The sequence below is a fragment of the Snuella lapsa genome (assembly GCF_039539345.1).
GTDB lineage: Bacteria > Bacteroidota > Bacteroidia > Flavobacteriales > Flavobacteriaceae > Snuella > Snuella lapsa.
The window spans coordinates 36,806-49,912 of record NZ_BAABCY010000092.1 but is presented as its reverse complement, the minus strand read 5'-3'; the positions used below and the strand labels follow the sequence as shown (position 1 = coordinate 49,912).

The 13,107-nt window shown below is 37.1% G+C and carries 6 protein-coding genes; all 6 read right to left on the bottom strand.

The window, feature by feature from the left end:
- Positions 1 to 2 precede the first annotated feature (2 nt).
- Positions 3 to 2,966 (bottom strand): glycoside hydrolase domain-containing protein, encoded by a 2,964-nt coding sequence (locus tag ABD792_RS17025; protein ID WP_345007573.1) that lies wholly within the window; start codon positions 2,964 to 2,966, stop codon positions 3 to 5.
- A gap of 14 nt (positions 2,967 to 2,980) precedes the next feature.
- Positions 2,981 to 3,838: an endonuclease/exonuclease/phosphatase family protein gene (locus tag ABD792_RS17020; protein ID WP_345007572.1), complete on the bottom strand. Its 858-nt coding sequence runs from the start codon at positions 3,836 to 3,838 to the stop codon at positions 2,981 to 2,983.
- A 30-nt stretch (positions 3,839 to 3,868) separates the two neighbouring features.
- Positions 3,869 to 5,461, bottom strand: a complete 1,593-nt coding sequence (locus ABD792_RS17015) for a cellulase family glycosylhydrolase (protein ID WP_345007571.1) — start codon at positions 5,459 to 5,461, stop codon at positions 3,869 to 3,871.
- A 178-nt stretch (positions 5,462 to 5,639) separates the two neighbouring features.
- Positions 5,640 to 7,808, bottom strand: coding sequence for an alpha-N-acetylglucosaminidase (locus tag ABD792_RS17010; protein ID WP_345007570.1), 2,169 nt, complete (start codon positions 7,806 to 7,808; stop codon positions 5,640 to 5,642).
- A gap of 446 nt (positions 7,809 to 8,254) precedes the next feature.
- Positions 8,255 to 9,790 carry a RagB/SusD family nutrient uptake outer membrane protein gene (locus tag ABD792_RS17005; RefSeq protein WP_345007569.1) on the bottom strand — a complete coding sequence of 512 codons (1,536 nt, stop codon included), beginning with the start codon at positions 9,788 to 9,790 and terminating at the stop codon, positions 8,255 to 8,257.
- Positions 9,791 to 9,803: 13 nt separating this feature from the next.
- Entirely contained in the window at positions 9,804 to 13,082 is a 3,279-nt protein-coding gene (locus tag ABD792_RS17000; RefSeq protein WP_345007568.1) for a SusC/RagA family TonB-linked outer membrane protein, read from the bottom strand.
- Positions 13,083 to 13,107 lie beyond the last annotated feature (25 nt).

The window sequence follows — 13,107 nt, the reverse complement described above, 5'->3', positions numbered from 1 at the left end:
TATTATTCTATAACCAATAACCACCCTTTAGTTGGGTCGATTTTTATTGCTTCGTCTATAAAAAAGTGTTTGTTTGGTTGAAATTTTTCAATTTTAGGGGCAATCATTTTAACTTGGGATTTATTTAATCCAACAGCATCCCAATCAATATTTAATTTTACACTCACTGGTTCTTTTGCCCAACTAGCAACGGCAACCAAAAGTTTGCCTTCCTTAATATAGGCAGTAGCCTTCACGTCTGGATTGTTGGTATTTATTACTGGTCGTTTGTCCCAATAGCCTATCATCCTTGCATCTTCAATACCAAAACTATCCCAAACTTTCCAAATTTGTCTTGGATCGCAACTTACTCCTTCGGTAAACCAGGGATAACGCACAGTCATACCATACACCATACCACGCCAAGGATTTCCCCCTGCATGTAGCATATCGCCCATATGCCCGAACGGGATTCCTGAAACTTCAACCAACCAGTTCTCGGGAGGCATCTCGTCGTATTTGAAAGATTCTCCAAACCAAAGCTTATCCAAATACGGAAAAAACTCGGTATATTGCGTCGCTGGTCCCTTTGAAAACCCTGTATTGGAATGTAAATCCATCATGCATCCTGGCTTTATTCTGTCTAAAATCTTTCGCATCCGTTTTAAAATGCGTCTGTCGTAAGATACATCGTCTAAATATAAGCCATCTATTTCAATTTTTTTAACCAACCATGCTAATCCTTCTAAATAATAGTTGTACCAGCGAGAATCTCCAGGTGCATTAACAATGGAAGCATCGATGCCATTTTCAAGTGGCGAATACCACTGCGGACGGTAATCGGCTACTAAGTGCTCTCGTAACCAAGGGTATCCTCCGCCTTTGCCTGTTCCTAAAATTTCATTTCCCAAACTGCGTAACGCCCATATTTCGGTAGTATAATTAGAAAGCTCCCTAATGGTATAGTAAATTTTAACTTTTAGATCCTTGTCATGCAATTGGTCAACAAAACTTTTCATTTCTTTGGTCGCAATAAAAGGATAGTTAATATAGGGGTTATATTTACTAGCATGGTGTAGGTTTACAATCTTAACGCCATCGGTAATTTCATCATCTTTTGGCATGGGATCTAATCCGTTATGATAGTATCTATTTACAAATTGTGATTTAGTATCTATCTGTTTTACAGGAGTAATCAAAAATGCTAGCTCAAAAACCAATGTTTCTCCTTTTCGGAACTTTCGTTGCCCAGTGTATATTGTTGCTGTTGTTTCATTAGTACCTTTCTCTATTGAAAAACCGCCTTTACCTCCATTATGCCAACTTTTGGGCGGTTCGGGCTTATAAAGATTGAGTAATGGGCCGTGATAGTCACCTCCCCTCAACTCTACATGCAATCCGCCATAAGTGTTACCTACCCAGAAACTATCGTGAGGCCCTTTCCATTTTGCTTTATGTTTTTCCGGAACCTTTGTTCCTGGTAAGCCCATACCCATCATATATTCTGCTATGTTGGATTGAAAGGGTATTTCTAATTTAAAATTGTCCAGTTGGCCATCTTGTTTTGCTACAAGTTTTATCTTATAACTTAAATGGCCATCAAACTCGCTGGTATTAGTGGTTTGTATATCAAAATTCTTGGAGTACGCTGAAACTGTCTTTTCAACAACACCTTTATCCAAGTTCGTCGATTTCTTGTTTGTCGCCTCTACTGTTTCCCCTTCTATACTATATCGTATTGGTTTTTTTAAAATTTCCGTTCCCCAAACATTGATAGCTGAAGGCAGTCCATATTCATTTAATGTAACCTGCTTACCATATAGGTCAAGCTTATTTTCCTCGATTAATGTAATTGGCGCGTAGGGTTTTGTTGGTTCACTATCTAGGCCTATGGTCGAATTCAACCAACGTAAACGGGAATGCCTCCAAGGTTCATTATCACCTCTATCGGCAATGGTTTCTTCTGAAACATGTAAAATAATTTCAATCGTTTTATCGGGTTGATTATCGACCTTAATCGTAACATGCCCTTTGTATGTTCCTGATTGGGCACTTTTAGGTATGTCCACACCTACCCACAACGGTTGTACTTTCCCTTTATTAATGTCAACCTGTTTTGTAAAGGGAGTTCCATAGGGATCTACTCCATGTGTATTGAAGCAGGTAAAGGCACTTGCTGGAATTGTATTATTATTTAGGTATTTTAAGTCTTGAAATTCCAGAGATACATTTTCAAGGTTCGTTTTGAATGCATAAATCCCTAATTGAAACGCATAATATTCATGTTTCTGAGCCGTTCCTTCAAATTGATGTGTTTTACCATCTTTAATCCATTTTAAGGGCAAATGCTCTCGCATTTTAATGGGGTACTTTCTATCTTCTGCAATAGCGATATAGTTTGACGAAGTACTGTTCTCTAATTGATGTTGCTCCTGTTTAGTAGCGGTAACCTCCATTGGATAATAAGAATCGAAGTCTGTTCTGGCCTGGATTTCTTTACAAATCGCTTTTGGTAATTTTTTTGTTTTTTTAAGCTGTTCCAATTTGTTCTCAACTATCCATTGCTCACTAGGACTGTTTTCCTTCTTAAGGTAATCGTACCGATAATATCCCCAATCATTATCTGGCTTAAAGGGTAAATAGTAAAAATAATAGGTGCCTTTTTCAACGGGGCCAAATACCAACTTACAGGTTTCATTATTTATAGTTAATCGATGTACATTGGGTATGGTATCTCCCGTTTTGGCATTAATTATTAAAAGCCTTCGGTCTTCGGGGTTTTTATCGTGGCGTCTCCAATTAAAATCAAGCTTGATAGCTTCAGCTTTTTCGGGAACCTCAACAACAGCTCTATGGTTGCCAAAGCCTGCTTCCCAAGGAGTGTCGGCTATACTGTAATTTACTTCAGATTGTGCCACTAAGCCAACTGTAAAAAAGAAAAGGAATAGGGCTGTAATAATTTTTAATGTGTTTTTCGTTATGTTCATTTTTAATCGTTAATTTATTTCACTCTAATTTTGGCAGTTATCCATATTGGAAAATGATCGGATGGATATTTCATTTCATAGCTATCGGTAAGTACTCCATATTTTAAAACATCAACTATGCTATTTACAAAAACATAGTCGATTCTATATTTTGAAATTCTATCGAATTGAAATCCGTTATAGGTTCCATCAGGTCCGTATGGATCTGACTGGACAATTGTTTTAGAATCATTAAGTCCGTATGTAACCATCTCATTATATGCTTTACTTTCTGGCGAAAAATTAAAATCTCCCAATACAAACACTGGAATATTTCCATCTAATTCGTTTACCTTTTCATTAATTATGGTTGCACTCTTAATTCTAGCTTCCTTTCCTTTACTGTCAAAATGTGTATTGAACACATAAAACTGCTTTTGTGTTTCTTTATTTTCAAACAATGCCCATGTACATATGCGTGTATATCCTGCATCCCAAGATTTACTTACCCTATTGGGAGTTTCAGAAAGCCAAAATATCCCTGACTGTAACAATTTAAATCTGTTTGCTTTGTAAAAAATAGGATTGTACTCCCCTGCTTCCATTCCGTCTTCACGCCCATTACCAACCCAATTATAACCATTAACATTTTCATGCAAATACTTTAGCTGATGTAAATGAGGTTCTTGTAAGCCAATAATATCTGGTTGATGAAAATTAATAAGGGCTACTTGATGTACCCTACGATTTACCCAATAATTTTCTTTTGGTTCGCCCGAATTATACAATGCTTCATCGTAGCCAACATTGTAGCTCATAACACTAATCTGTTCTTGGCTAAAAGCTCCAAAAACAGAAAACATAAAACAATAAAAAACATTCTTTAAGTGCATTATTATTTATTTTGTATGGACACTACTATATTATTTTTTAGTTAATAAAAATGACAGCTTGCGTTTCGCATCTTTTCCACTTGGCGGAATAACCAAATGCCCTGCTTTTGAATGTTCTAGTTTTTCAATGGACACTCCTTTCGAATTGGGATTCAATTGCATGGCATCTTTATTTAGCTTACTTAAATCTGACACATAAATGCGGGTAGAGGCGGTTATAGTTTCTCTTTCTTGCCAAGTACAACTGAATACTCCTGTATCATAATCAAAGCTGTAACTTTCCAAACTACCTGACGTTTCTACTGGGTATGGTTTCTTTAATACATCTAGAAAAGAGGCGTCTAATAAAAATTTGCCATAAGCCCAAAATGCATCACTAAAACCGTGCTTACTGAATTGGTTTAGTAAAAAGTTGGCCGTTGGAATCAGTTCGGGTGATTGACCGTGCAAGGCTCCCCATTCACCAATTAATACAGGGACGTCTAATCGTTGCCCTGTTTGGGCAATGCGTTCAAAAATGAGTTCTACACGATCGTTGCTGCCCAACGTAAGTGCATCGGTATCGACCACTAGATCGTACCCATGTGCCGCATAAGCCACCAATGGGTCTTTTTTCCCCTGCTCATCGACAATTTCTCCTAGTGCTCCAACCAAGCCCATATTGGTAAAATAGCTGTGCTCCGTGAAAATAATATGGTTTTTATTGACTTTGCGAATTTCGTCCCTTGCTCTTTGGTAAAATGCTGTTAGCGTTCTGCTTTCAAAATTGGCATTGACCTCATAGATAACATCCAACCATTTTTTATAGGTTTCTTTGTCGGATAAGGACTCTAGAACCTTCATTTTATCATTATTCCACAAATGCATCACTTCCTCTAGCGAAGAAGGTGCTTCTCCCAATTCTTCTGCTAATATTTTTGCATAGGATTCTATTAATAAAGGCATCACTTTATTAGCATCAGACCCCATAAAAGGTTCGTTCATAACATCGAAACCAATTACTTTTCTGTTATCCTTATAGCGTTCTGCCAAAAACTTCCAAAGGTTTAAATAATGGTCCTGAATGCCTACGCCATCTGGAGCTGGAGCATTGGCCCAAAAATTATCGAACGCTGTTTGTACAGCAGGGCTAATTAAATAGGCCTCACTCCAAACACCGCCCGTAAGATGTGGCTCATTATTGGTTATTGTAGCCCATGAAGGTGCACCATCACTAAAATCAACACTATACAAATCTTGGTGCATGTCCAGAAAAACATACAGACCGCTATCGGTTGCCCATTGTATCATGTCATCAATCCCCTTAAGATACTCTTGGTTATAGACTCCTGGTTCTGGTTCTAAGCCATCCCATATAATACCCAATCTAATAACATTAAAGCCCCATTCCTTAAACATCTTAAACTCTTCTGGAGAAATATGCCCAAGGTAATTTGTTTTTGGGTCTTTATTTATCACGCTTATACCATGCAATGTCAAAGTTCTTCCCAAAGAGTCAATAAACTGCCTTCCTTCTATAGAGACATACTTATCATTACGATGTAAAACATCTTTTTCATGATTCTTACACTTTATTGAAAAAGTGATAACAATTAAAAATCCAACTAAGCCTAATATTCTCATTGTATTCATATTTTATTGTTCAAACGATTGACCTTATAATCGTAAGATTATTAACTAAAATGAGTTTCTAACTTCCTTCATATTTAATGTCCATCCATCAAACGCCAACTAAAATCCAATTACCACTGATAATTTTATCTTCAAAAATAACATAAATTAACTTAAACGCTTTATACTATTAACGCTTTTCAATAATTTCTTCAAGTGCATTGACAGGATTACCGAATGGTATTACCAAGTTGTTATAGCTTGATTTAATCCAATTCTCTTCCCATTCAAGTATTTTAAATGTTTTGTTCTCTTTTTGAGCATCTAACCATAATTGCCACCGCTGAGCATAATAGGTTCCTATTAAGCCACTCCAGGTGCGTGCTGCATATTCGTTTACACCTCCACCCCAGGTTGTGTTTAATCGTTTGGCGTTACTTTCGTAATAATTTTTATCTGCTTCGGTGTCTCCGAAGCCTCTTGCTAATGCAACCCAATTTTCCAATTTATGATTGGGGTGCGACGCTAACAGTTTATCCACTTCCAGCATAAGATCAATAGCCTTCTGATAGGTTTTATACTTGATGCTTTTATCTTCTTCCTTTTCGGCTTTGGTAAGCAGGCTATCTATTTCTAATCCAATATACTGTGCTCCGAGTTCTATGGCATCAAAGGTATATAAATCACTTTGCATTATTGATTCGTTGGCAGATAAGAATAATTTAACCGCTTTTTCAAAGTCTTCGGATTTATGTACGGATGGGTACCCCGAACCGGGTCTAAATTGGTACTTAAATCTCGGGTGGTCCGTAAATGTTCCCAAAGCAGATTTTCTCAATAAGTTATAGGCTTCCTTTATTTCATCAGGATAGCCTCCATATCGTGCCAAACAATAGTCCTCTATCCACGTATCTAAGTTTATTGGCGTATCTCTCCAGCCCCAATCGGATAAGAGCTCATAAATAATTTCATTATTTTCTATGCCTTCGGGCGCGAAACCGAATCCAACCAAATTACCTTTGTCTTTATACGCCAAAGCCTCTTTTGGTGCCGTTGCATAAAAATCCAACACACCATTTATGGGCACTTTACCTCCCATATTTGGAATGAAGGAATAAATCCACTGTTTGCCAAAAAAGCCTTTGTACATTTCCCACGAATAGTCTATTTTCCAGAATAGGGCATTGTATTCATTCGCCATATCAAGGATTAACAATTTATCGTCCGGGATTTTGGACATCATGGCTTGTAAGCGTTCTGGAGTCCAAAATAACTTTCCGTCTTTATCCCTATGGTAGGGAAATGTCCAACCTTGCATCACCCAAACGGCATCTGGGTTTGCTTCGGCTATGGGCTTGTAGACAATGTCTCCGTAATCTGCCAATTCTTGTTTTGCCACTTCGGGATCATCGGATAAAGGCACGTCCATTTCATTAAAACTATCGGCCAAATAAAATTCTCCTTTACCAAACTCTTTTTCCCATTCTTCTATATATAGTTTTCCTATTTTAGTAAACAGGTCGCTTTTGGGTGATAATATCTGTACTTTTTCATTAAATCCACCCCAGCCTAATTCTCGTAATTCTTCGTTGGGGTACAAACGTTCTATAGCCTTGGGCACAAAACCTGCAAAGGCATGAATTATAGGGTGCATACCCAATTCCTTCATCCTATTTTGCATTTTATGGGCCAATTCTATTTGCTTATCGAAAAAGCTTGCTGGTGGCGGACCGTCCCAACTGCCTATGTTACCCATTCTATTCCAAGGAAAATGTGCTGGACCAGAAAAATAGTCCAATGCTTCTTTATCTGTTAATCCCATTTTTTTAAATGTTCTTAACAAAATAGCTTCGTGTGCTCCTGCTATTAAAGGCATGTTCATGCCATGCATGGCCATCCAATCAATTTCTTTCTCCCAACGGCTCCAATCCCAATATGGCGTGGTGTAACCATGGGTTACCGTGTTCAAGTAGTAACGGTACTTAAAAGGTGTACTTACTCTTTTTTCGTACTGGGGAAGTTGTGAAGGTATATTAATACGATTACCCGACCAGCTAATAATTGAATGCGTGGCATTTCTTAAATAATCGTAAGCTCCCCTTGTGAGTGCTATTGCAGAGTTTCCTGTTATTATAGCTTTATTGTCCTTTACAGATATTGCATAGGTATCCAATGCATCGCTTTCTTCAAATTTTAAAACAAACTTGGACGCTTGCTCCTGTCCTAAAGTTCTTTGTAAAACATCATAAGCGCTTTCTACTTGATAGGAAGTACGCTGTTGCGGCGTACATGAAGACAAAAAAACAATGACTATAACCTTTATATAAATTGGGTAATTAAATGTATTTATATATTTCATATTATCTTTCAACTGAAACCGTTATATTTTTATTCAAAATAATAAAATATTGGCATTATAAGCCACCCATTTTATTACATGTTATGGTATTTATTTTGCTGTAAGCTACAGGTAATAGCTTAAGTATTATATGTATTCTATGGTTCTATTTTCACCAATAAATAAAGAATTTCTTGAAACGAACTATCCTCGAGGCAGAGCCATAGAGGTATACTACGACAAGCTCAGTACAGGTTTCGCTCGTTTCATTTTGACCTTTTAGGTCAAAAACCAAAATTCTGTATTTAGATTCCCATTTCCATGGGAATGACAATGTCAGTGGAAACCCCAACGCAAAGCGTCGAGGAATTCTTTTTGATTAACAAAAAACCTCACCGATCAAAAAACTACTCAAAACTAACTTTTTGACGGGAGGCTTTTCAATATATCAATTTATCTTATAATTACTAATATCCAGAATTCTGAGTTAAATTTGGATTGTTAATCAACTCAAAATCAGGTATTGGCCAGATATAGTCTCTAGGTGCAGTAAATACTCTATTTTCTAGTGACACAACGGCTTCAGCTGGTTGATTCATAGTTGTCTCCAACAATCTCCATCTGTGATAATCGTAATAAAGAATCCCTTCAGCAGCTAATTCAATGATTCTTTCACGTTTAATAATCTCTCTAAAGCTTTCTTTTGTAAGACCAGATAAGGCAATTGGAGGCACAATAATATCAGAACCATCAGACGCTGCGCCTAGTCCTCCTCTTGTTCTTAGATCGTTAATCATATCCAATAACTCTTGAGATGGGCCATTGACCTCGTTCATAGCTTCTACGTAATTAAGCATGACTTCTCCTAACCTAAATACAATCCAATCGTTATGACTTTGTTGTTCTTGGGTTTCGTCTGGATTGATCCATTTTCTGAAATTAAACCAAGTTCCGTTGTTAACAAACATAGCACCTTCATAATCTACATCTTCTTCCCAATCAAATATGGATTGATTTAGCCTTGGGTCTCTATTATCAAACGGATTATCCTCATCATAGATTAAACTTGTTGAAATATCTTCACCATTAATATCTGGATATCTGTCCACAAGTGCTCTGGTTGGTGTGAAAATAGACCATGATGCATGAAAACTAATTGGTCCCAACCATTGTCCTAAAGAATGATATCTTCCCGGAAGATCTGCATTTACTCTTGCCAGAATAATCTCAGAGTTACCTTCTCCTTCTGGTCTAAACAGTTCTGTATAATTATCATGAAGGCTAAAACCACCTCCCATAATTTGATTAGCCAGATTAGCACTTTCTGTAAGCATACTGCTATCGGTTGCCAAAGTGCCTTCATATAAAAGGATCCTCGATTTCAATGCCATAGCTGCCCATTTGGTAATTCTACCATACTCTGGCGTGTAACCAGACGAAGATAACTCTGTTATGGTTTGATCTAATTCAGACAACACAAAATCCAATACAGTAGCTCTAGAGCTTGGTTCTACTTGCCCTTCATCAACGCCTAACACGCGATCTACTAGTGGCACATTTCCAAATTGGTATAACAATTTATAGTGTGCCCAAGCCCTAAAAAAGCGCACCTGTCCTTTATACTTTGCCAATGTTGATTCTGACAAGCCTGCTTTATCTACATTATCCAAAAACCAATTGGCATCTCTTATGGTCTCATACTGACCTGTCCATAAGCTATTTACAAGAGAAGAGCCTGGATTGATCCCTCCTGTAGAGATTTCGATAGATGGACCACTTTGGCTAAATACAATCTCGGTTAACGCATCCCATTCTATCTGTCCTACATTATTTAAAGAAAAATAAAGGGCATTAGCCGCTTGACTAACTTCTTCCTCACTGGTCCAAAACGCATCTTCTGATAATGCTGTCACGGGAAGCTTAGTAACATCCTCTTCTGAACAACTTAGAAACATGCTAAAAGCAAAAATTACTAAGTACATTGTTTTTATATATCTTTTCATAATAATTATCTTTTTAGAAATTAATGTTTACACCCAATGCGAAAGTCTTTAACGGAGGAATCACCAAACCGTTACCTCCAGTCTCAGGGTCAAACCCTGGTCTGAAATCAGAAATGGTCAACAAATTAGTACCTGTAAAATACAATCTTGCCTTATCAATGTACTTGTTGTCATTAATTGGTAGTGTGTACCCTAATTGGAGGTTCTTTAATCTGAAGTAATTCGATTTAAAAGTCCAATAACTCGATGTAGTATAAAAATTTTGAAAATAGGTTTGCTGTGCAAATAGCAACAATCTTGGATAAGTTCCATTAGTATTATCTGCACTCCAAGCATCGTTGGCTTCTTCTGGAATCCATCCTGAATTTCCAAATAAATCATTAGCTCTGTGTTCTTTAGATTTCCCTGTACCTTGGAAAAACAGTTGTAAGTCGAAACGCTTCCATTCTGCATTTAAGTTAATACCATAAGTTATTTTTGGTAACGTTTCTGCAATCGCAACATTGTCTTCAAAATCCAATTTACCATCTCCATTTTGATCTACATAACGGATATCTCCCATAGTGGTATTAGGACTTATACCAGACGTAATTTCAGCTTTATAGGCGTCTACCTCTGCTTGTGAAGACAAAATACCATCAGCCACATACCCATAAACGGTACCCAAAGCATCGCCTACACGATAAGAGGTGCTGAATTCTGAAAAGGCATCTGTTAGTTCTGTAATTTCATTCGTGTTATAAGTACCATTAATAGAGATACCATAGCTAAGACCATTGGATAATGTATTACTATGATTTAATATTAATTCGAATCCTTTATTTTGAACATTACCAGCATTGATGGCTGGCCCTCCTCTAAATGTACCAACGGTACCAGGAACAGGACTACCCAAAAGGATATCTTTTGTTTCTTTAATATAATAATCTAAAGACCCAGACAAGAATCCATGATTTAATGAAAAGTCCAGACCAAAGTTGGTTGTATTAGTGGTTTCCCATTTTAAATCCCTAAATGGCACGCCTCCTTCAGCGGCTGTGGGCACTACAATATCGCCCATGCCAAAAATATAGGTATTAAAATCTATATTCGAAAAGTAACTACCAGACACCCTATTATTACCTGTTGTACCATAAGACGCCCTAAACTTAAGACGGTCAATAACGTTTGAGTTAAAAAAGTCCTCTTTGTCGATAGCCCAACCTAATGAAGCTGAAGGGAAAAACCCGTACCTGTTTTCAGGTGCAAATATTGATGATCCGTCATAACGTCCTGTTAACTCAATAAAGTACTTTTCGTCGTAATTATAATTAATCCTACCAACGGCTGATTGCAATGCGTTTTCTACAGTATTACTACTCAAACCAGTAATATCGTCTGTATCCCCTGAGTTAGGCGCATCAAATTCAGTCAATAAATTATCAAACTGAAAATTTCTTCGTCCTGCACTTATAAAGGAATCTTCATTAAATTGTAAATCCCATCCTGCCAAAACACCAATATTGTGTTTATCGATAGACTTATCGTAACTTAAAAATGTTTGGGCATTGTATTGGTTATTATCACGCCATGTTTGCCCCATACTATTTACATCAGAAAACCATGGTGGTCCACCTGTGGTAGAACGTTTATAAATACTTGACACCGTTTTACCTGTATTAGATATTAAAGAATAGCGTCCAATTAATTTAAGATCATCTATGATCTCCCAAGTTAGATTGGTATTAGCAGTAAAGGTTTTACTTTTCGTATTAGATGTACCAGCTTCCAACTCCCACATCACGTTCCAAAAACCTCTTCCATAAGCTCCCGCCTGGTTAAAAAACTCAAACTCACCATCGGCGTTTCGTACTGGCAAAAATGGTGCGGTTGAGTTCATATGCTGATAAATATTATCAAGACCCGCATTTACATTAGGTGCTGTATTGTTGGATAACACATAGCTCAAATTAACATCCAAATCGATGTTATCCCGTAACTTAGTCTTTAAATTGGATCTTAAACTGTATTGCTTTCTATCAATACCCGACTTAACAATACCATCTGCATTTCTATAACCTAAAGAAAAATAATATGATGATTTTTCACTACCTCCTGTAGCACTTAAAAAATATCGCTGTGTGATTTCAGTCTTTAAGAATTCCTTTTTCCAGTCGGTATCTGGATAGGCAGGATCGTTTCCTGATTCAAACTTAGCAATATCTTCAGCAGTGAATAAGGGTTGGCCTCCAGAATTCACAGAAGCCTCATTCATAATATTGGCCGATTGTATTGAATTAGCTGATTTCTGAGTAGTTGTTAAGTCACTAAAGCTTACAAAGCTTTCAAAATTAAATGTAGGTTTTTTATTTTTCCCTGATTTGGTCTCTACTATAACAACACCAGCTGCAGCCCTAGACCCGTAAATAGCAGACGCTGCTCCATCTTTTAACACAGAAATGGCCGCTATATCGTTAGGATCGACAGAAAGTAAATCCTGAGGAACCCCGTCTACGATAAATAACGGAGAATTATTACCTATGGTTGTAGCCCCCCTTACCTGAAGCGACAGCCCCTGATTATAACCTGCATCGCGTATATATAAACCTGGTGTACGGCCTTGTAATGCTGCTGCAATATTGGAGGTTGTAACATTTCCCAACTCTTCAATATCTACAGATGTTACGGCAGAAGTCACACTTGTTATTTTTTGTTTACCGTAACCTACCAAAACAACTTCTTGAAGTGCACTTACATCTTCAGCCAATTGGATGTTGATGTTTGTTTGATTAGCTACAGGTATCTCCTGGGTTGCAAAACCGACATAAGAAATTACTAATACAGCATCACTTGAAGCAACCTCTATAGAGAACTTTCCATCGAAATCGGTTTGGGTTCCATTGGTTGTTCCTTTTTCTAAAATAGTTACGCCTGGTAAGGGTTGTCCATTGGAATCTTGAATAGTACCACTAACTTGAACTTGCTGTACTTCATCTATTTCCTTTGGAGCCTTTATAACAATAATCTTATTGTTTTTAGTGATGTTAAAGTTAAAATTAGACTTAGAAAGGCTTTCCTTTAACAGTTTGTTGGCCTTAATAATCCCTTTTTTAACTTTTATCTTTGGTGCATCTTTAAAGAGGTCTTCTTGATAAATAAATGTAAACTCTGTTTGCGTTCTTAATATGTCAAAAACCTCATCGATGGTAATGACCTTATCTTCTTCGATAACAACTTTTGTACTTTGAGAAAAGACATCACTCGCGGTAAAACTAAAAACTGTTGAACAGAACAAGAGTATAAAGGTTCTCATAATAATGTGTAGCATCTTTTTCCTT